The organism is Bradyrhizobium sp. WSM471, assembly GCF_000244915.1.
In the GTDB taxonomy this organism is placed as follows: domain Bacteria; phylum Pseudomonadota; class Alphaproteobacteria; order Rhizobiales; family Xanthobacteraceae; genus Bradyrhizobium.
In genome coordinates, this window is sequence record NZ_CM001442.1 from 3,171,414 (window position 1) to 3,192,322 (window position 20,909).

Sequence of the window (20,909 nt, forward strand, 5' to 3'; positions counted from 1 at the left end):
TCGGGGCCAGTACCACGTGCATAACTTTGCCCAGTGGTAATGGGTCCTGGCTTTCGCCAGGACGACCAAGTGGAGGCACTTCGGTCTATCAACATCGTGGTGCGATGTTGCGCCGCTACCCCTCCACATTCGCCTTCATCGCGGCCTCGAACTTGTCGACGAACTCGGCGAGCTCGTCGGCTCCGAGATCGCTCACGGCCCAGAAGTTCAGGCCGCGATTGCCCCAGCGGCGGCAGTTGAAGCCCTGCATGGTCTCAGTCTTGGGCGCCCGGTATTCCGCGTTCGACGTCTGCGACACGAACAGATTGACCACATGCTGCCGGCGCTTGTAGACGACCGCGCCGATGGCGCGGGCGTCGATATAATCGAGCCTGCCTCCCACCAGCGTAAAGCCTTGTGCGGTGAGGTCGATCACGGGTGGGGCGACGTCGAGCTTGCCGTTGAACCACGGCTTCACCGTGTGCTGGTCGGTCGAGACCACGTCGATGAGGTGGCCGGCCTGGAGCGAGCGCAGATGCGCGGAGACGACCTCCGACAGGATGCGCTGCTGGTCGTCCTGGCGCAGCACCAATGCGACGACGCCGGAGGCGGCGAGCGCGGAGACTGCCGAGCCCATCGCAAAGCCGCGCAGCACGGAGCGGCGGCTCGGCTGTTGACGCTGCGGCTGCGGCAGCGAGGCCTCGATACGCGCACGCAGGCTCGCCGGTGCGGTGTAGCGCAAATCGGCGTTCGCGAGTACGCGCTGCATGTCGCGTTGGGCCGAAAACTCCGCAGCGCAGGCCGGGCAGCTGGCGATATGGGCTTCGACCTCGCGCGCGTGGCCGGCATCGAGCTCGTTGTCGAGCAGCGCGTGAAGCAGGATCCTTGCTTCGTCGCAGGTCATCTTGCTTGCTCCTCATCCGCCGTCCAGGCCGCGCGCAGCATGGCGCGGGCGCGGGCGAGGCGGGACATCACAGTGCCGACGGGTGCACCGACGGCCTCGGCGATTTCACGATAGGACAGGTTGTTGATCTCCCGCAGCACGAATGTCTCCTTGAACGGCTCGGCGAGCGCGTCGATCAGCTTGCGGATCGCGCCCGCATCGCGGCTGCGCAGCACTTCGGTTTCCGGACTTGCCTCGGTCTCCTGCCAGATCGGCGTCTGCTCGGCAGCGCCGGGCGTATCCTCGATCGCGCTGTGCCTGTGTGCGCGCCGTGCATACTCGGCATTGCAGACGTTACGCAGGATCGCGAACAGCCAGGGCTTCATCGCCGGCCCGCGATAGCTGTCGAAATGCTTCAGCGCGCGCAGATAGCACTCCTGCACCGCGTCCTCGGCATCGGAGGCGTCACGCAACAGATAGCGCGCGAGCGTGTAGACGTCGTCGAGATAGGGCAGCGCCGCCTCGCGGAAGCGTTGCGCCTTCTGCAAATCGTCGTTGGCGGGCATCGCTCCTCGCTTTGCCTCTTGTTCTGCGCGTTGCTTCGTTTCGTCGCTGTTCGTTTCGTCCCTGTTCGTGTTTTCTCTGTGTGTGACCGAAGGCACACGAGCCCGGCCGGCGTGGGACAATCGGCCGGGCAAGACGTTGATGCCTTGGTTCGAGATGTTACTCAACCTTGATCATCCCCGTCATGTGCGGGTGCAGAGAACAAAAATATTTGTAGTCGCCCGCATTAGTGAAGGTGAACGAGAACTTGTCGTCAGTATCCAGGGTCTTGGACCTGAACTTCCCGGCCGACATCACGGTGTGGGGGATGTCGTCCCGGTTGGTCCATGTCACGGTGGTGCCGACCTTGATCCTGAGCTCGGCCGGCTGGAAGACGAAATTGTCGATATGCACCTCTATGTCGTCGGCATGGGCGATGGTGGCGGGTAGCAGCATGGCCGCGGCCAAAGCGAGACCGAAGGCGACACCGAGGTCGCGGCGATTGAGTGTCTTCATTGTCAGCTTCCGTTGGCCCTGCATCAACCCTGGAGCGGCGTGTCGATGATCGCGAGCCGCTGCTCGTTCTGCTTGAAGTTGATGCTGGCAACGCCGAGCATCGCGCGGAGCTTTGCGTCCTCGACCTTCATCGGTCCGGGCGAGGGGGCAGATCCCGGCGCCGGCTGCGGGAAGGCGGTCGAGCGGGCGGTATGGAACGTGACGTTGCCTTCGACCTTCTGCATCACCTGGTGAATGTGGCCGTTCAGCACGGTGACCGAACCAAAGCCCTTCACCTGTTCCAGCGCGCGGGCGCCGTCCTCAGTGCCCCAGCCCCATTCGGGGTAGACGGTCCAGAGCGGGATGTGGGCGAACAGCACGATCGGTGTCGATTTCGACTTGCCGCGCAGATCGTCCTCGAGCCAGGCGAGCTGCTCGGCGCCGAGATTGCCGAGGCCTCCGGCCTTGAGGTCGACGACATTGACGAGGCCGATGAAGTGCACGCCGCCGGCGTCGAACGAATACCAGCCCGCGCCCTTGGTGCCGCGGCCGTAGCGCTCGCGATAGAACTTCACGTCCTCGTCGAGGAAGTCATGCTCGCCGGGCACGTAATGCACGTCGAGCTTGCTCTGCGAGATGATGCGATCGGCATTGTCGAACTCGGCGGCCTTGGAGAGATGCGTGATGTCGCCAGTGTGGATCATGAACGACGGCTTGACCGGCATCGCGTTGATCTTGTTGATGGCTTCCTCCAGCGTGCCGAGCGCGTTGGGATTGGCCGGCTTGTCGAAGCCGACATGGCTGTCGCTGATCTGGAGGAAGGTCATTCCGGGCGCGGCCGCGGTCGCAGCTTGCGCGGAATCGATGATGCCGAGCGAGCGCGGCACGCCACCGGTGATGGTCCAGAGCACCCCGGTGCCGGCCCAGGTCATGCATTCCAACACCTTGCGGCGGCTCAAGCCGTCCTCGCCGTGATCATGTCCGCTCATCGCGCAGCTCCACTTCGCCCGGAATTGGGCTTCGGGGAGGTGATTGGGGGAGCGGGGGTCTTATTCCCGGACGCGATGACGTTTTCGTGAGGTGACGTGGATCGTAGCCCGTATGGAGCGCAGCGGAATACGGGACCAGACTTACGATACTCCGCGGATTTCGCCACGTCTCATCAGGCTACGCATTCACTTCGCATCCTCCAAAATCATCGTCGCGCCTTTCTCGGCGATCATCGCGGTCGGCGTGTTGGTGTTGCCCGACGTGATGGTCGGCATGATCGAGGCATCGACAATGCGAAGGCCGCCGAGGCCGTAGAAGCGCAGGCGTTCGTCGACCACCGCCATCGGATCACTCACCGCGCCCATCTTCGCGGTGCCGACGGGGTGGAAGATGGTGGTGCCGATGTCGCCTGCGGCCTTGGCGAGCGAGGCATCGTCATCACCGACGGCGGGGCCGGGCAGATATTCGCTCGGGCGATATTTTGCCAGCGCCTTCTGCTGCATCAGGCGGCGGGTGGTGCGGATGGCATCGGCGCCGACCTGACGGTCGTCATCCGTTGAAAGATAATTCGGCGCGATGATCGGCTTTTCGTCCGGCGTCGCCGAACGCAGACGTACGGTGCCGCGCGAGGTCGGCTGGAGATTGCAGGCGCTCACCGTGATCGCGGGGAAGCGGTGCAGGGGATCGCCGAACTTGTCGAGCGATAGCGGTTGCACGTGGAACTGGATGTTGGCGCGTGCGCGCGTCGCATCGGAGCGGGTGAAGATGCCGAGCTGCGACGGCGCCATGGTCAACGGCCCGCGGCGGCGGAAGGCGTAGTCGAGGCCCATCAGGCCGCGTCGAACCAGGTTGTAATAGGTCTCGTTCAGTGTGCGCACGCCCTCGACCTTGTAGATCGCGCGCTGCTGCAGATGATCCTGCAGATTGCGGCCGATGCCGGGCTTGTCCATCACGATGTCGATGCCGAGCGGCGACAGCCAGTCGGCGGGCCCAATGCCGGAGCGATGCAGCACCTGCACTGAGCCGATCGCGCCTGCCGAGAGGATCACCTCGCGTTTGGCACGCGTCTCGAAGATCTCGCCATTCTGGATGAAGCGCACGCCGATGGCGCGGCCCTGTTCGATGATCAGACGATCGACCAGCACATGCTTTTCGAGCCGCAGGTTCGGGCGGTTCAGTACCGGCTTGAGGAAGCCGCGTGCCGACGACCAGCGCCGGCCGCGCTTCTGGTTGACGTGGAAATAGCTGGTGCCTTCGTTGTCGCCGGTATTGAAATCCGGGATGCGTTTGATGCCCATTTCCTCGGCTGCATCGCCCACGGCATCGAGGACGTCCCAGGACAGCCGCGGCGCCTCGATGCGCCAGCCGCCCCCGGCGCCGTGATGCTCGCTCGCGCCGAGGAAGTGATCCTCGAGCTGTTTGAACAGCGGCCGCAAATCGTCATAACCCCAGCCGGTCATGCCGAGCTGGCGCCAGTGATCGTAATCGGCGGCCTGTCCGCGCATCGAAATCATGGCGTTGATCGCCGAAGAGCCGCCGATCACCTTGCCACGGGGATAGGCGAGCGACCGGCCGTTCAGGCCGGGCTCGGCCTCGGTCCTGAACATCCAGTCCGAGCGCGGATTACCGATGGCGAAGAGATAGCCGACGGGAATGTGGAACCAGATCCAGTTGTCGTCGCCGCCGGCTTCGAGGACGAGGACGCGATTGCTGGAATTGGCGGACAGCCGGTTGGCGAGGATGCAGCCTGCCGTGCCGGCCCCAACGACAATGTAGTCAAACTCACCTTCGAGCCGCCTTGGCATTCTGCTTCCACCCGACAGGCGTCATGCGCGGGATTGTCCCGGGCATCCACGCGCTTTCCGTTCTAATAGTCAGACGTGGATGGCCGGGACAAGCCCGGCCATGACGAGAGGACAGAGCTACCCCAGACCCTCCGCCAGTTGGGTGGACTGGTGCTTGCATGGTAGACAGGCCTGCATTTTCAATAAACCCCGAGACCCCTCCATGCCCATCGTGAACCGCGTCGCCGACCTTCAACCCGATATTCAGGCCTGGCGCCGGGACATCCACCAGTATCCGGAGCTGCTCTACGACGTCCACCGCACCGCAGCATTCGTCGCGGACCGCCTGCGCGAATTCGGCTGCGATGAGGTCGTGACGGGCATCGGCCAGACCGGCGTGGTCGGCGTGATCAAGGGCAGCAAGCCGGCCGGCGAGGGCCTCAAGGCCATCGGCCTGCGTGCCGACATGGATGCGCTACCGGTCGAGGAACAGACCAACCTGCCTTACGCTTCGAAGACCCCGGGCAAGATGCACGCCTGCGGTCATGACGGCCACACCGCGATGCTGCTCGGTGCTGCGCGTTATCTCGCCGAGACCCGCAACTTCGCCGGCGATGCGGTGGTGATCTTCCAGCCGGCCGAGGAGGGTGGCGCCGGCGGCTTGGCCATGGTCAAGGACGGCATGATGGAGCGCTTCGGCATCGAGCAGGTCTACGGCATGCACAACGGTCCGGGCATTCCGGTGGGCTCGTTCGCGATCCGGCCGGGTCCGATCATGGCGGCGACCGACGAGGTCGATATCATGATCGAGGGTCTCGGAGGCCATGCCGCGCGGCCGCACAAATGTGTCGATTCCGTTCTTGTCGGCGCACAGGTGATCACGGCGCTGCAGTCGATCGTCGCGCGCAGCGTCGATCCGTTGGAATCGGCCGTGATCTCGATCTGCGAGTTCCACGCGGGCAATGCCCGCAACGTGATTCCACAAACCGCGACATTGAGGGGCACCATCCGCACGCTGTCGCCCGAGGTGCGCAAGCTGGTGGAGAAGCGCGTGCACGAGGTCGTGGCGGGCGTGGCGCAGATCACCGGCGCCAAGATCGACCTGCACTACAAGCGGAATTATCCCGTGGTGAACAATCACGCCGCGGAGACCGAGATTGCGCGTCGCATCGCGGGGCAAGTTGCGGGCGAGGCCAATGTGCTCGAGATGTCGCCGCTGATGGGCGGCGAGGATTTCGCCTATATGCTGGAAGCGCGCCCCGGCGCCTTCATCTTCTGCGGCAACGGCGATAGCGCCGGCCTGCATCACCCCGCCTACAATTTCGATGACGAGGCGATCGTTTACGGCACGTCGTACTGGGTCAAGCTGGTCGAGGAGTCGCTCGCGGCGTCGTAAGGCTCTTACTTCACCTCGCCCCGCTTGCGGGGAGAGGTCGGAATTCAAGCGCAGCTTGAATTCCGGGTGAGGGGGACTCTCCGCGAGTCCGTCTCTCACCGCGATCGCGGAAGCAGCCCCTCACCCTGACCCTCTCCCCGTAAGAACGGGGAGAGGGAAAGAGCTCAGAAGATCCGCGAGAAGATCACGTACAGCGTGCCTGACAACAGGATCGCGACCGGCAAGGTCAGCACCCAGGCCATCACCATGTTCCTGATGGTGGCGACCTGGAGACCCGAACCGTTCGCGGCCATGGTGCCGGCGACGCCGGACGACAGCACGTGGGTGGTCGAGACCGGCAGCCCGAACACGTCGGCGGCGCCGATCGTGGCGGCCGCGACGAGCTCGGCGGAGGCACCCTGCGCGTAGGTGAGATGGGTCTTGCCGATCTTCTCACCGACGGTGACGACGATGCGCTTCCAGCCGATCATGGTGCCGAGGCCGAGCGCGATGGCGACCGCGACCTTCACCCAGGTCGGGATGAACTTGGTCGCGCTGTCGAGCCCGCCCTTGTAGGCGTTCAAGGTCGCGACCTCTTCCTTGCTGAGGTCGTTTTCCTTGTCCTTCATCAGGAAGCGGATCGCTTCCGAGGTCAGGTACATGTCGTTGCGGGTGTTGCCGACGACTTCCGCCGGCACCTTGTTCAGCGAACCGTATTTCGCGACCTGCTCGCCGACATCCTTCACCAGCACCGACAGCGAGGGATAGGTGCCTTCGCTGATGTGATGCGAGGTGATGTACTGCGTCACCGCAGGACGAGGATCGCCGATGATCGCATGGCCGGCGCCCTTGGCCGCAACCACCTTGGACGCAGCTTCCGAGACCTTCGCAAACTGGGCGACCTGCGACTCCGGCAAGGCGCGGTTGAGCGCGTAGGCCGTGGGCACTGTGCCGATCAGGATCAGCATGATCAGGCCCATGCCCTTCTGGCCGTCGTTCGAACCGTGGGCGAAGCTGACACCGGTGCAGGTCAGGATCAGCAGGCCGCGAATCCAGATCGGCGGGGCTTTGTTACCCTCGGGGGCGGCATAGAGCGCTGGGTTCTTGATGATCAGCTTGAGCAGCAGCAGCAGGCCGGCGGCGCAGACGAAGCCGACCAGCGGCGACAGCAGAAGCGCATAGCCGATCTCGGTGGCCTTGCCCCAGTCCACGCCCGAGGTGCCGTCGCGGCCGCGCATCAGCGCGTTCGCGACGCCGACGCCGATGATCGAGCCGATCAGCGTGTGCGAGGAGGAGGCCGGCAGGCCGAAGTACCAGGTGCCGAGGTTCCAAAGGATCGCGGCGATCAGCAGCGCGAACACCATCGCGAAACCGGCGCTGGAGCCGACCTGGAGGATCAGCTCGACGGGCAGCAGCGAGACGATGCCGAAGGCGACCGCGCCGGACGAGAGCAGCACGCCGAGGAAGTTGAAGAAGCCCGACCACATCACCGCAACTTCGGCCGGCAGCGAGTGGGTGTAGATCACGGTCGCAACCGCGTTGGCGGTGTCGTGGAAGCCGTTGACGAACTCGAAGCCGAGCGCGATCAAGAGCGCGACGAACAGGAGGATGAAGGGCAGGTAGCTCGTGACCCTGGTGCCGGTCGCATCGACGTCGGCATAGATGCTGTAGGCCACATAGAGCAGGCCCGCGGCAAGGATGCCGAAGAACAGGATCATCGTCAGCGGATTGAAGCCCTTGTCGAGATTTGGCCGCGAGGCCGGCTGGATCGGCGCGGGATCGGCTACCGCGCGGTCGAATGCAACATCGGTCATGTCTGAACGCCCCTTAACTTTCTGTAAGGGCTATTGTCCTCGATGGATTTGAAGGCTGGATGACAACCGAGGCTTGAAAGCCGTTTTCCCGCTCGTATTCAGGCGGCGCGCGCGGCTTTCTTCTGCAAACCGGCGACGATCTTCAGGTCTTCGACAAAGCGCTGATATTCCAGCGCCTTGGCTTCCGGATCGGGCAGCCGCAGCAGATAGGACGGGTGCACCGTCACCAGCGCCTTGTAACCGTCGGGCAGGTCTATGAGCCGGCCACGGTTCTTTCCGATCGGGGTGATCTTGCCGAACACGCTCTGCGCGGCGGTCGCGCCCATCGCAACGATGAGATCGGGCTGGATGACGGAGACTTCCCGCTCATACCACTGTCGGCAGGCCTTTATCTCCGGCGTATTCGGCTTCTGATGCAGGCGGATTTTGCCGCGCGGCACGAATTTGAAGTGTTTCACCGCGTTGGTGACATAGACCTTCTTGCGGTCGACGCCGGCCTCTTGCAGTGCCCGGTCGAGCATCTGGCCGGCCGGACCGACGAAGGGATGGCCCGCGAGGTCTTCCTTGTCGCCGGGCTGCTCGCCGACCAGCATGATATTGGCGGACTTCGGACCCTCGCCGAACACGGTCTGGGTGGCGTCCTTGTAGAGATGGCAGGCGCGGCAGTGGGCGGCCTCCTCGCGGAGCGCTTCGAGATCGTCGGTAGCGATCTTGCGTTTCATCGGAGCCTCCGGCCGCTTTTGAGGCTTGTGCGGATTGGTTGCGGCATTGGCGATCATGGCGCCGGTCATGCGCTCGGCATCCTCGATCAGAGGCTTAATGATCGAAGCCTCGGGCAGGTTCCTCCAATATTTCTTCGGCATCTCCGTTTGCATCGCCTTCACTTTAAGGCGGGCCGGATTGAAGATGCTGGTGTAGTAGCGCCGCCAGGTTTCCTCCAGCCGGTCTTCGCTCGGCGCCTCGCTCTTGCTGACGCCTGATGTGAACGAGAGCGCGTGGCCATCCCAATGCGCGCACAAATCCGGCGTCAGGATCGACCAGGGCATGTCGGCAAAGCGCTTGGCGAAGAACGGCGCGGCGAGCTCGACGATGTGATGCTCCGGCTCGAACCACGCAACGTAGTGTGCTTCACGTTCCCTGCCGATCTCGCGGAAGCGCACGAAGGCATGCATCTTGTGCTCGTCGCGGTAGACCGCCTTTGCCATGGCCATGACTTGCGCGACATCGGCATCGGTCGCGACCTCGGTGAGATCGTGATTGTTCTTCAGCCGAAACAGCAGGCGATAGAGGATCGCGAAACGCTCGGGATCGCGATGCAGGATCGCGGCCTTGGCGAGCTCGACGAATTTTGCAGGCACGTTGAAGGTGCCGTCGCCAGCCGCCGGCAGCGGAGACGGCGAGGGCGTCGCGAACAGCTCCGCTTCGCCACCCTCCACGGCCCAGGTGACATCGGCCGGTTTCACCTGATGAAGCACGAGGCTACGCGCGGCTTTGCGCCAGCCGTCGAAATCGGTTTCGCTCTCGAGGGTGATGTACTGCATCAGAAGCCAAATCCCAGTTGTGTTGCCTTCGGCTTGAATCGTTCGATCAGCCGTGCCTCGTCGAGGCGATGTGGCGCGGGCCGGTGATCGCTGAGGACGATGAACGGCAGCGCTTTACTCCGGGGCACATGCAGCCGCGCGAGATCGGCGATGCGGATCGTGGTCGTGCGGCGCGCCGCGATGATGCGCTCGACCGCCTTGGTGCCGAAGCCCGGCACGCGCAACAATTCCTCGCGGCTGGCGCGGTTGACGTCGAGCGGGAAGCGGTCGCGGTGGCGCAGCGCCCAGGCGAGTTTTGGATCGATGTCGAGCGGCAGCATCGCGCTGTCGTCGACGATCTCCCCGACGTCGAAGCCGTAGAACCGCATCAGCCAATCGGCCTGATAGAGTCGGTGCTCGCGCAGCAAGGGCGGCGCGCGCAGAGGCAGCGCGCGACTGGCATCGGGGATCGGGCTGAACGCGGAATAATAGACGCGCCTCAGCCGATATGAACCGTAGAGATTGGCGCTGGTGTGGAGGATGGTGTGGTCGGAGGCCGCGTCGGCGCCGACGATCATCTGCGTGCTCTGGCCGGCCGGCGCGAAGCGCTGCGGCTTGGCTTTCGTCTTCGCGCTGCGGCTTTCCTCGGCCTCGTCCAGCTTCAGCCGCAGCCGGCCCATGGTGCGGCGGATCGCGCGCACGTCTTTCTCGGGCGCGAATTGCTGCAGGCTCGTCTCCTGTGGCATCTCGATGTTGATGGAGAGACGGTCGGCATATTTGCCGGCCTCGGAGATCAATGCATCGTCGGCCTCGGGGATAGTCTTGAGATGGATGTAGCCGCGGAAGTGATGCTCCTCGCGCAGTTTGCGCGCGACGCTCACCACCTGCTCCATGGTGTAGTCGGGGTTGCGGATGATGCCGGAGGAGAGAAACAGCCCCTCGATGTAATTGCGCCGGTAGAAGTCGAGCGTCAGCTTGACCACTTCGTCGATGGTGAAGCGGGCACGCGGCACATTGGAGGAGGCGCGGTTGACGCAATAGAGGCAATCGTAATTGCAGGCGTTGGTCAGCAGCACTTTGAGCAGCGAGATGCAGCGGCCGTCCGGCGCGTAGGAATGGCAGATGCCCATGCCGGGCGCGGTCGAGCCCATGCCCTTGCCGTCGCTGGAATCCCGCCTCTCGGTGCCGCTGGAGGCGCAGGACGCGTCGTACTTGGCGGCGTCCGCCAGGATTTCCAGCTTGCGTTGCACGTCCATAGTTGGAATCCCTTTGATTCAGCTCATGAATCCCAAGGCCCGCCAATTCGATTGACTCCCGGGGCGTCGTTAGCTTTATATTAGAACATATCATGAACAAATGAGCTAGCCGCTGGTTCTCTTTTTGAGAGCCATCGGCAATCACCCTTGAGGAGCGGCGTATATGAGCGGCGCACGAACAAGCGCGCTTGCAGCCTTGCGCGGCCAGATCGAGCGCATCGAGACGGCGGAGGTCGTGCATCATCGTGACCGTGTCGCGCTCGGCCATAGCGAGGCCGACAGCGCGCTGAAGGGCGGGCTCGCGCGCGCGACAATCCACGAGGTGTTTTGCGAAGGACGCCAGGGCGCGGCCGCGACCGGCTTTGTCACGGGACTTGCGGGGCGCGTGACGGTGCGCAAGCCACTGCTGTGGGTGCGGCAGGATTTTTCAGACATTGAAACCGGGGCGCTGTCGATGAGCGGGCTCGCCGAGATCGGTCTCGATCCGCGCCGCATGGTGATGGTACGCGCTGCCGACGTGGAGAGTGCCCTGCGCACGTCGGCCGATGCGCTCGCCTGCGACGCGCTGGGCGCGGTCGTGCTCGAGCTCTGGGGTGAGACCAGGCAGTTCGATCTCGTGGCGAGCCGCAAGCTGACGCTGGCTGCGCAATCTTCCGGTGTCACCGGTTTGCTGCTGCGGATGGCCGCGCAACCCTTGCCCTCGACCGCCGAGACCAGATGGATGCTTCGCGCGGCGCATTCGCCGCCGGGGCCGGTGTGGAGTGCCTGGGGCGCGCCGCGCTTCGATGCCGAGCTCCTGCGCAATCGTCATGGCCCCTGCGGCCGGTGGATCATGGAATGGAAATGTGATGAGTGCCAGTTCTCTGAATCGTCGGCGTATCCTCAGCCTGTGGCTGCCGCGCCTGCCCATCGACCGGATCCAGCGGTTCTTCGACGGCGTCGGGCTGGGTAGAACCAATGATCCGAGCATTGTCGTCATCAAGGACAGCAACGCGTTGGTGATCCATGCGCTGGACGAGGCCGCCGAGCGCCTCGGTCTGTATATCGGCCAGCCCCTGGCCAATGCCCGGGCGATGTGTCCGGATCTAAAGGTGTTCGACGCCGATGCCATGGCTGATGCGAAGACGATCGGCGACATCGCCGACTGGTGCGACCGCTTCACGCCGCTGGTGGCGCTCGATCCGCCGCACGGGCTGTTTCTCGACATCACCGGCTGCGCGCATCTGTTTGGCGGCGAGGCTGCGCTGTTGCAAACCCTTGTCCGTGCCCTCGATCGCCAGGGCTTTGCCGTCAGCGCGGCGATCGCCGGTACCTCGGTCTGCGCGCGCACGCTGACGCGGCAATCTTCAGGGACCATCGTTGCCGATGGCGGGGAGGCGGCGGCAATCAGCCGGTTTCCGGTGTCCGCGCTCGGCGCGGGCGAGACTATCAGCACCGGCCTGCGCCGCGCCGGCTTGAAGACCATCGGCGATGTCGCCTCGCGCACGCCGAGCGAAATCACGGCGCGGTTTGGTGCACGATTCTCCACACTGCTCGCGCATGCGCTGGGGCAGGGCGATGCGCCGATCAATCCACGAAAGCCGCTGCCCGATTACATCGTGGAGAAACGCTTTGCCGAGCCGATCGCGACCGACACCATGATCGCGATGACGCTGTCGCGCCTGGCGGACACGCTAATTGCGTCGATGGAGAAGCAGGGCAAGGGCGCGCGCCGGCTGGAGGCCACCTTCTTCCGTACCGACGGCGCCGTGCGTGCGATCATGGTCGAGACCGGACGTCCCGTGACGCGGAGCGCGGTCGTCGACCGGCTGTTCCGCGAGCGTCTCGATGCCCTCGCCGATCCGCTCGATCCCGGCTTCGGCTTCGACATGGTGCGGCTGTCGGCAAGCCGCACCGAGATCGTGGTGCAGGAGCAGCGCGATCTCGACGCCCATGTCCACGACAATGACGAGCTTGCCGCGCTGATCGACCGCATCGCCGCGCGCATCGGCGGAAAGCGCGTCGTCGTGCATCTGCCTGAGGATACCCATATCCCTGAATGTGCGGTGCTGGCGGCGCCTGCCCAGCATCATCTCGCCGTGGCCATGCAGGCCGAATGGCCCGCGCGCACCGAGACTGAGCCGCCGCTGCGTCCGTTGCGGCTGTTCGACAAGCCTGAGCCGATCAATGTGCCGTTCGCGACCGTCCCCGACGGGCCGCCGCATCAATTCACCTGGCGTCGCGCGCTGCATGCGGTAGTGCGGGTGGAAGGCCCCGAGCGCATCGCCATGGAATGGTGGCGGCAGGACGGCAAGCAACTGACGCGGGACTATTTCCGCATCGAGGATGCCGAAGGCTTGCGCTTCTGGATCTTTCGCGACGGTCTTTACGAGGGGGAGTGCTTCGACGGCGACGGCAAGCCCGCTCCTCCCGGTTGGTATGTGCACGGTCTCTTCGCATGAACACGCCCACTTATGCCGAGATCGGAATCACCACGAATTTCTCCTTCCTGCGCGGCGGCTCGGATCCGCGCGACTATGTGCATCAGGCCAGCATCCTCGGCATTCCCGTGATCGGCATTGCCGATCACAACACGCTCGCCGGTGTAGTGCGTGCCTACAAGGAGCTCGACAATGACGAGGTGCTGCACAAGCCGAAGCTTCTGATCGGCACGCGCATCGTCTTCATCGATGGGACGCCCGATATCCTGGTCTATCCGCGCGACCGCGCCGCCTATGGCCGGCTGTGCCAGCTTCTCACCAGGGGCAAGCGCGGCGACGACATCACGCGGATCGCGAAGGGCGAATGCCATCTCACCTTCGCCGATCTCCTTGCGTTTTCCGAAGGCCAGCTCCTAATCCTGACGCTGCCGCATCGCTTCGATGCGGCGCAAGCGCAGGACATTCTCGCCAGGCTGAAGGCAAGCCGTGCCGAGGGCGTGTGGCTGGCGGCGAGCCTGGTCTATCGCGGCGACGACCGCCGTCGCCTCGCGCAGCTCGATGATCTCGCCGCAAAAGCAAAAGTGCCGCTGCTTGCGACCAACGAGGTGCTCTATCACCACCCCGCGCGCCGTCCCCTCCAGGACGTGCTGACCTGCATCCGGGAGAAAACCACGATCGAGGCGGTCGGCCGGAAGCTGGAAGCCAATGCAGAACGGTTCCTGAAGACGCCCAGGGAGATGGCGCGCCTGTTCCGTGATTTCCCTGAGGCGATCGCGGAGACCATGCGCTTTGCGGACAAGGTCACCTTCTCGCTCGACCAGCTCAAATACCAGTATCCGGATGAGCCGGTACCGCCGGGGAAGACCGCGCAAAGGCATCTGGAGGATCTGACCTGGGCCGGTGTCGACAAATATTTCGATGGCGAGATCGACGACAAGCTGCGCGCCACCCTGAAGAAAGAACTCGCGCTGATCGCCGAGCTGAAATACGCGCATTACTTCCTTACCGTGCACGACATCGTGCAATACGCGCGCAGCCAGAACATTCTGTGCCAGGGGCGGGGATCGGCGGCGAATTCGGCGGTCTGCTACGTGCTCGGCATCACCTCGGTTGACCCGACCAAGGTCGATCTGCTGTTCGAGCGCTTCATCTCCAAGGAGCGGCTGGAGCCGCCCGACATCGACGTCGATTTCGAGCATTCGCGGCGCGAGGAGGTGATGCAATATGTGTATCGGCGTTACGGCCGTCATCGCGCCGCGATCATCGCCACCGTCATTCATTATCGCCCGCGCAGCGCCATCCGCGACGTCGGCAAGGCGCTGGGCCTGACCGAGGACGTCACCGCGGCCCTCGCCGACACCGTGTGGGGAAGCTGGGGCAAGGGCCTCAACGACATGCAGGTCAGGCAGGCCGGCCTCGATCCGCAAAACTCCATGATCAACCTCGCGGTCGAGCTCGCGACCGAGCTGATCGAATTCCCGCGTCATCTGTCCCAGCATGTCGGCGGCTATGTGCTCACGCAAGACCGGCTCGACACCTATGTGCCGATCGGCAATGCCGCGATGGACGATCGTACCTTCATCGAATGGGACAAGGACGATGTCGACGCGCTCAGCATGATGAAGGTCGACGTGCTCGCGCTGGGCATGCTGACCTGTATCCGCAAGTGCTTTGATCTGATCGAGCAGCACAAGGGCGAACGCTGGATGCTGGCGAGCGTGCCGCAGGATGATTCCAAAGTCTACGACATGCTGTGCGACGGGGAGTCGCTCGGCGTGTTCCAGGTCGAGAGCCGCGCGCAGATGAACATGTTGCCCCGGCTGAAGCCACGGACCTTCTACGATCTCGTGATCGAGGTCGCGATCGTGCGGCCGGGACCGATCCAGGGCGACATGGTGCATCCCTATTTGCGGCGGCGGAACGGCTTGGAAAAAGTGAACTATCCATCGCCGTCACCGGAGCATGGCGACAAGGACGAGCTTTACAGAGTGTTGCACAAGACGCTCGGCGTGCCCTTGTTCCAGGAGCAGGCGATGCGGATCGCGATCGAGGCCGCGAAGTTCACGCCGGAGGAAGCCAACGGCCTCCGCCGTGCGATGGCAACGTTCCGCAATGTCGGCACCATCGGCAGGTTCGAAGACAAGATGATCGGCAACATGATCGCGCGCGGTTATGCGCCTGATTTTGCCAGAAACTGTTTCGAACAGATCAAGGGTTTTGGCAGCTACGGTTTTCCGGAGAGCCATGCCGCAAGCTTCGCGCAGCTTGTCTATATCTCCTCATGGCTGAAGCATTATCACCCTGATGCATTCTGCTGCGGACTCCTGAACTCGCAGCCAATGGGCTTTTACGCCCCGGCGCAAATCGTCAGCGACGCCCGCAAGAACGGGGTCGAGGTGCGCGATATCGACGTGTCCTGCAGCTTTGCTCAGAACACGCTGGAAGAAGGAAGTGGCAAATATTGCGCCGTGCGTCTGGGCTTCCGCCAGATCGACGGTTTTCATTGGCTCGATGAGGATGAGGAGCGCTTGAAATGTCTCCAATCGTCATTCCCCATTGCGCAATTGCGCAATGTGGGCGCGCCGCTTGGTGCGAGCGCGGAATCCATCGGACCGCGTACGCCTGGAGGCGTGGATTCCGGGTTCGACGCTCATGCCTCGTCCCGGAATGACAAGACGAAAGACTGGGCCGACCGCATCGTCGCCGCCCGCAACCGCCGGCCCTTCACATCGTTGGAAGACTTCGCCCGCGACACCGGCCTGCCCAAGCGCGCGCTGATCCTGCTGGCGGATGCCGACGCGTTCCGCTCGCTCGGGCTCGACCGCCGCGAGGCGCTGTGGCAGGTGCGTCGCCTGCCCGACGATGTTCCGCTGCCGCTGTTCGAGGTGGCCACCGCACGCGAGCAGCCGGACGAGCACGCCAGGCCGTTGCCGGTGATGCCGCGCGCCGAACAGGTGGTCGCGGACTACCAGACCATTCGCCTTTCGCTCAAAGGCCATCCGATGGAATTTTTGCGCGAGATGTTTACGCGCGAGCGCATCGTTGCCTGCAAGGACATCAATCATGAGAACGAGCGGCGCCGCGTCCGCTGTGCCGGCGTCGTGCTGGTACGGCAGCGGCCGGGCAGCGCCAGCGGCGTCGTGTTCATGACACTGGAGGACGAAACCGGCATCGCCAATGTCGTGGTGTGGCCGAAGATCATGGAGCAGTACCGGAAGGAGGTGATGGGCGCGCGCCTCATCCTGGTCGAGGGCTACATCCAGAGCAGCCCCGAAAAGGTGACGCACCTCATTGCCCAGCGCATGATCGACCGCTCGCACGATCTGGTCGGCCTCGCCAACGACGCCCTCGGCCGCAAGCATCCGGTGCCGGCAGGCGCCACCGTGGTCGAACCGCTTAACGACGATCCCCGCGCTCACACCGATGCGCCCGCTCAAAAACTTCGCCACCCCCGCAACGTCCGCATCCTGCCGCCGTCGCGCGATTTCCATTGAGGGTGTGGGCCGCGCCGCTCTCGCACCGTCACCCTGAGGTGGCCGCTTCTTCGGCGGCCCTCGAAGGGCGACGGCCCGGCTGCCAGCTCGGCCATTCATCCTTCGAGGCTCTTCTTGCGATGCTTTGCATCGCAAGCTTCGCACCTCAGGATGACGGAAAGGCAGGGACGCGCATGCTCGCCTAAAAATTCACCCGGTTCGAGATCGCGCCGTCCACGACGAGATTGGAGCCCGTGGTGAACCCCGACACCGGGCTTGCCAGAAACACCGCCGCGCTCGCGATCTCCTGCGGCGTCGCCATGCGGCCGGTGGGGTTACGCTTCATCGCATCATTGTAGCGCTCGGGCATGTTCTGCTCGATCGTATTCCAGACGCCGCCCTTGAAGTAGACGGTGCCGGGCGAGACCACGTTGACCCGGATCTTCTTCTTCGCGTACTGCCGCGCCAGCCCCTTGGCCATGTGGATCAGTGCCGCCTTGATCGGGCCGTACGAGCTCGCCGTGTCCGCTTGCGCCGCGGAGATCGATGAGATGATCACGAAGGCGGCGTCGCCGCCCTTGTCGCCGCTGGCCTCGAGGAACGGCCGCGCGGCGTCGAACGCATGCACGGCGCCGAGCAGGTCGAGCCGAAAATTTTGTTCCCACGATGCGGCGTCATGGCCCTGCGCCATCGCGCCCGCGTTGGAGAACAGCATGTCGATGCCGCCAAGCTCTTTTGCCGCGCTCTCGATCCAGGATTTCAGTGCCGCGCCGTCGGTGACATCGACGGGGCCGCCGGTCGCGCGGATCCCGCCGGCCTTCAACTCCGTAACGGTAGCGGCAACCTGATCGGCGTTGCGTGCACACACCGCGACATTGCTGCCTTCGCCGGCCAGCGTCGCCGCAATCGCCCGCCCGATGCCGCGCGTGCCGCCAAGCACGACGGCGTTCTTGCCCTTGAGACCGAGATCCATTGTTGGTTTTCCTTTGTTGGTCGTGCGCACCGTTGGGACGAGTGAAGCGCAGTGTCTCCCCAATGTCGTCCTGGCGAAAGCCAGGATCCATTACCACAGGCCGCAGTCGTTACGCGATGCTGTGGCCAGGGCATATCGCAACAACAATCGACCGGGACAATGGGTCCTGGCTTTCGCCAGGACGACACTGAGCATGTGGTCGATCGCGCCGCTCACATCGACGGCCCTCATTCCGGTGCCGCCCCCACCGGTGGGCCGCCGGGCGGGCGGTGCAGGAATGTCAGCGAGACGTAGGCGCCGGCCCAGGAGCCGATCGCCGCGAAGGCCACATAGAAGGCGTTTTCGGTGTAGCTGATCACCGCATAGGAGGAGAGCATGTACCAGACCGCGCTCCAGTTCGCCGCGGGCACGCGCTTGCGCGCGATCACGGCCGAGGTGAACATGACATAGACCGCGTCGGTGGCCGCCGTTGCGATGAACACGGCGCCTGCGGTGAGGGGGTCGATGGCGGCCATTGCATGTCCTTGTGTGCTAATGCGATGGTCGCAAACTAAAGGGAGAGAAGGGTCATGCAAAGCCCCGCCGAAATTCTCAGTGGCATCTGGACCGCCGCCGGCGGTGACGCCGCCGCGCTTGCACGCGTGCGGCTGACGGGCGAGGAGCCGCAAATCCCGTCTTCGTTCCGCGTCGCAATTGCCGGCCAGACGACGATCGCCGCCGCCGGCCTTGCCGCCGCCGAAATCTGGAGATTGCGCAGCGGCGAGGCGCAGGACGTTAGCGTCGACCTGCGCCATGCCGTCGCCGAATGCCGCTCCGAGCGCTACTTGCGCGTCGACGACAAGCCGCCGCCGCCCGCCTGGGACGCCATCGCCGGCGTCTACAGAACCGGCGACAACCGCTTCGTCCGCTGCCACACCAATTTTCCACATCATCGCGACGCCGTCTGCAAGGTCCTCGGCTGCGAACCCGCACGCGAGAAGGTGCAGGCCGTATTGATGCAATGGAAGGGCGAGGATTTCGAGACTGCGGCTTACGCCGCGGGCGGCGTCGTTGCCTTGATGCGCTCCTACGACGAATGGTCGGCGCTGCCGCAGGCCCGCGCGCTCGCCGAATTGCCGCTGGTCTCGATCGAGAAGATCGGCGAGGCCCCGCCAAAGCCGTGGCCGCAACGACCGCCAAAAGGCGATCGCCCGCTCGCGGGCCTGCGCGTGCTCGATCTCTCTCGCGTCATCGCGGGCCCCGTCGCCGGCCGCACGCTCGCTGCGCACGGCGCCGATGTGCTGCTCGTGTCAGGCCCCGCGCTGCCGGCCATTCCGTGGCTGACCGTCGACACCGGCCGCGGCAAGCTCACCACCTTCATCGAGTTGAAGAGTGAGGCCGGCAGAGCGCAGATGCGCGCGCTGTTGAAGGACGCCGACATCTTCTCGCAAGGCTATCGCCCGCGCGCGCTCGCCGCTCTCGGCTTTACGCCGGAGGACGCGGCGACAATCAATCCCGGCATCGTCTACGTGACGTTGTCGGCCTATGGCCATGCCGGTCCCTGGGCGGAACGGCGCGGCTTCGATTCGCTGGTGCAGACCACGACCGGCTTCAACCATGCCGAGGGACAGGCTGCTGGCATCGATGGGCCAAAGGAATTGCCGGCGCAGATGCTCGACCACGCCACCGGCTATCTGATGGCGTTCGGCGCGATGATGGCCAAGGCCTGCCAGGCCCGCGAAGGCGGCAGCTGGCACGTGCGCGTGTCGCTGGCGCAGACCGGGCGCTGGCTGTGGAATCTCGGACGGCTCGAAAATGGCCTGAACACCCCGGACATTACGGGCGAGGCCGTACATGCTGCATTCATCGAGAGCATGCCATCTGGCTTCGGCACGTTGAAGGCGGTGCGCCATTCAGCACTGCTGTCGAAGACGCCGGCGCAATGGAGCCGTCCGGCGATGCCGCTCGGCAGTCATCCGGCAGAGTGGCCCGTGACAAGCTGACGTGAAGCTGACGTGTCGCAAATTTTTAACGCAAACCGAAAGGCGCCCCGCGTTTTTTAGGTTGTTTGAAATCACAATTCGGCACTATTAGCGCGACCGATGACGCCGGCATCCGCCAATATCATCGCAGACATGACCGGGCCTCATGGTAGTCGAAAATACCAAGCGATTGCAGGTGCTTACAAAACAACGGGTGATTACATCCGTAGTTTTACTAGCTCTTGCCGGTGCCGGGGCCTACGGCTTCCTCCATGCGGGAGCCAAGGAGAAGAGCCACTCCGAGATCTCCAGCCAGTCGCGCAGAAATGCGCAGAACTTCACGCCGACGCCGTCGGAATGGGCGACGCTGACGATCGAGCCGGTCAAGGCCAAGACCTTCCGTGCCGAGTATGTCACCGAGGGCAAGGTCGCAGTCGACGAGGACCGTTCGACGCCGGTGTTTTCGCCCTATGCGGGGCGAGTGACCAAGCTGCTCGCCAAGCCCGGCGAGGTGCTGAAGCAAGGCCAACCGCTGTTCACAATCGAGGCCGCCGACACCGTGCAGGCCCAGAACGATTTCATTGCAGCGATGAGCTCGCAGAATAAGGCGAAGTCGGCGATCGATCTTGCCGATATCCAGTTCAAGCGTGCCAAGGACCTCTACGAGGGCCATGCCATCCCCCTGAAGGACTATCAGCAGGCGGAAGCGACCCAGGTTCAGGCGCAGAACGACATGCGCTCCTCGGCGACGGCGCTGGAAGCCGCGCGCAACAAGCTGCGTATCCTCGGCTTCACGGATCAGACCATCAAGGCGTTCCAGGACAAGGGCGTCATCAACCCGGAAGTCACGATCTATTCGCCGATCGCGGGCACGGTCGTGCAGCGTAAGATCGGCCCCGGCCAGTACGTCAATTCCGGCGCCAGCGATCCGGTCTTCGTGGTCGGCGACCTCTCCTCGGTCTGGCTCACCGCCTTCGTGCGCGAGAGCGATGCGGCTGCCGTGTGCGTCGGGCAGGACATCACCGTCAACGTGATGGCGCTGCCGGGCCGTCCCTTGACCGCCAAGGTCAACTACGTCGCCGCCGCGATCGATCCGAACACCCGTCGCCTGCTGGTCCGCGCCACCATCGACAACAAGGACGGTCTGCTGAAGCCGGAGATGTTCGCCAACGTCACAATCTATTCGTCCGGCGACCGCGCCGCGCCGGCGGTACCGAAGCAGGCCTTGATCTACGAAGCCGACAAGGTCCGACTTTGGGTCGCACGCGACGACAAGTCGGTCGAGCTGCGCGAGATCAAGATCGGTCTCATCAATGGCAACCTCGTCGAGGTCACCAGCAATCTCAAGCCCGGCGAGCAGGTGGTCACCAAAGGCAGCCTGTTCATCGACCGCGCGGCGTCCGGCAGCTGATCGACGGGCCGGAAAAAGACAAGCTGAAGACC

Annotated in this window: 16 protein-coding genes; 6 read left to right on the plus strand and 10 right to left on the minus strand. The window is 64.2% G+C overall.

What is annotated here, in order from left to right; translation table 11 throughout:
* Positions 1 to 115: 115 nt before the first annotated feature.
* From BRA471DRAFT_RS13740 to BRA471DRAFT_RS13760, 5 genes are all read right to left on the minus strand, one after another.
* Complete coding sequence (locus BRA471DRAFT_RS13740) at positions 116 to 883, minus strand: anti-sigma factor (RefSeq protein ID WP_007608101.1); 768 nt, start codon at positions 881 to 883, stop codon at positions 116 to 118.
* Positions 880 to 1,428: a sigma-70 family RNA polymerase sigma factor gene (locus BRA471DRAFT_RS13745; protein ID WP_007608103.1), complete on the minus strand. Its 549-nt coding sequence runs from the start codon at positions 1,426 to 1,428 to the stop codon at positions 880 to 882. The genes BRA471DRAFT_RS13740 and BRA471DRAFT_RS13745 overlap by 4 nt, the downstream gene beginning before the upstream one ends.
* 157 nt (positions 1,429 to 1,585) lie before the next feature.
* Complete coding sequence (locus BRA471DRAFT_RS13750) at positions 1,586 to 1,921, minus strand: cupredoxin family copper-binding protein (protein ID WP_035974926.1); 336 nt, start codon at positions 1,919 to 1,921, stop codon at positions 1,586 to 1,588.
* 23 nt (positions 1,922 to 1,944) lie between these two features.
* Entirely contained in the window at positions 1,945 to 2,889 is a 945-nt protein-coding gene (locus BRA471DRAFT_RS13755) for a metallophosphoesterase (protein WP_007608106.1), read from the minus strand.
* Between the two features lie 186 nt (positions 2,890 to 3,075).
* Positions 3,076 to 4,695 carry a GMC family oxidoreductase gene (locus BRA471DRAFT_RS13760; RefSeq protein ID WP_007608108.1) on the minus strand — a complete coding sequence of 540 codons (1,620 nt, stop codon included), beginning with the start codon at positions 4,693 to 4,695 and terminating at the stop codon, positions 3,076 to 3,078.
* Between the two features lie 202 nt (positions 4,696 to 4,897).
* Between BRA471DRAFT_RS13760 and BRA471DRAFT_RS13765 the strand changes: the two genes are divergently transcribed.
* On the plus strand, positions 4,898 to 6,070 hold the full coding sequence (locus tag BRA471DRAFT_RS13765; RefSeq protein ID WP_007608109.1) for a M20 aminoacylase family protein: 1,173 nt from the start codon (positions 4,898 to 4,900) through the stop codon (positions 6,068 to 6,070).
* A gap of 164 nt (positions 6,071 to 6,234) precedes the next feature.
* Here BRA471DRAFT_RS13765 and BRA471DRAFT_RS13770 read toward each other — a convergent pair whose 3' ends face one another.
* From BRA471DRAFT_RS13770 to BRA471DRAFT_RS13780, 3 genes are all read right to left on the minus strand, one after another.
* On the minus strand, positions 6,235 to 7,863 hold the full coding sequence (locus tag BRA471DRAFT_RS13770) for an inorganic phosphate transporter (protein WP_007608110.1): 1,629 nt from the start codon (positions 7,861 to 7,863) through the stop codon (positions 6,235 to 6,237).
* A 98-nt stretch (positions 7,864 to 7,961) separates the two neighbouring features.
* The gene (locus BRA471DRAFT_RS13775; RefSeq protein WP_007608111.1) at positions 7,962 to 9,404 is read right to left on the minus strand and encodes a UdgX family uracil-DNA binding protein; all 1,443 of its coding nucleotides are present in this window, start codon (positions 9,402 to 9,404) and stop codon (positions 7,962 to 7,964) included.
* Positions 9,404 to 10,639 carry a putative DNA modification/repair radical SAM protein gene (locus tag BRA471DRAFT_RS13780; RefSeq protein WP_007608112.1) on the minus strand — a complete coding sequence of 412 codons (1,236 nt, stop codon included), beginning with the start codon at positions 10,637 to 10,639 and terminating at the stop codon, positions 9,404 to 9,406. The genes BRA471DRAFT_RS13775 and BRA471DRAFT_RS13780 overlap by 1 nt, the downstream gene beginning before the upstream one ends.
* A 163-nt stretch (positions 10,640 to 10,802) precedes the next feature.
* Here BRA471DRAFT_RS13780 and BRA471DRAFT_RS13785 point away from each other — a divergent pair, with 163 nt between their 5' ends.
* The 3 genes from BRA471DRAFT_RS13785 to BRA471DRAFT_RS13795 are packed head-to-tail and all read left to right on the plus strand — an operon-like array spanning position 10,803 to position 16,553.
* Positions 10,803 to 11,591 (plus strand): ImuA family protein, encoded by a 789-nt coding sequence (locus BRA471DRAFT_RS13785; RefSeq protein WP_007608113.1) that lies wholly within the window; start codon positions 10,803 to 10,805, stop codon positions 11,589 to 11,591.
* Positions 11,488 to 13,080: a DNA polymerase Y family protein gene (locus BRA471DRAFT_RS13790; RefSeq protein WP_035973923.1), complete on the plus strand. Its 1,593-nt coding sequence runs from the start codon at positions 11,488 to 11,490 to the stop codon at positions 13,078 to 13,080. The genes BRA471DRAFT_RS13785 and BRA471DRAFT_RS13790 overlap by 104 nt, the downstream gene beginning before the upstream one ends.
* Positions 13,077 to 16,553 (plus strand): error-prone DNA polymerase, encoded by a 3,477-nt coding sequence (locus BRA471DRAFT_RS13795; protein ID WP_007608117.1) that lies wholly within the window; start codon positions 13,077 to 13,079, stop codon positions 16,551 to 16,553. The genes BRA471DRAFT_RS13790 and BRA471DRAFT_RS13795 overlap by 4 nt, the downstream gene beginning before the upstream one ends.
* A 181-nt stretch (positions 16,554 to 16,734) precedes the next feature.
* Here the strand turns inward: BRA471DRAFT_RS13795 and BRA471DRAFT_RS13800 are convergent, their stop codons facing one another.
* Positions 16,735 to 17,505: an SDR family NAD(P)-dependent oxidoreductase gene (locus BRA471DRAFT_RS13800; protein ID WP_007608120.1), complete on the minus strand. Its 771-nt coding sequence runs from the start codon at positions 17,503 to 17,505 to the stop codon at positions 16,735 to 16,737.
* 227 nt (positions 17,506 to 17,732) lie between these two features.
* A complete protein-coding gene (locus tag BRA471DRAFT_RS13805; protein WP_007593600.1) occupies positions 17,733 to 18,020 on the minus strand; it encodes a hypothetical protein in 288 nt (95 codons plus the stop codon).
* 54 nt (positions 18,021 to 18,074) lie between these two features.
* On the opposite strand from BRA471DRAFT_RS13805, the gene BRA471DRAFT_RS13810 reads away from it, so the two are divergent.
* A complete protein-coding gene (locus BRA471DRAFT_RS13810) occupies positions 18,075 to 19,487 on the plus strand; it encodes a CoA transferase (RefSeq protein ID WP_007608126.1) in 1,413 nt (470 codons plus the stop codon).
* A 145-nt stretch (positions 19,488 to 19,632) separates the two neighbouring features.
* Positions 19,633 to 20,877: an efflux RND transporter periplasmic adaptor subunit gene (locus BRA471DRAFT_RS13815; protein ID WP_007608128.1), complete on the plus strand. Its 1,245-nt coding sequence runs from the start codon at positions 19,633 to 19,635 to the stop codon at positions 20,875 to 20,877.
* The last annotated feature ends 32 nt before the right edge of the window (positions 20,878 to 20,909 follow it).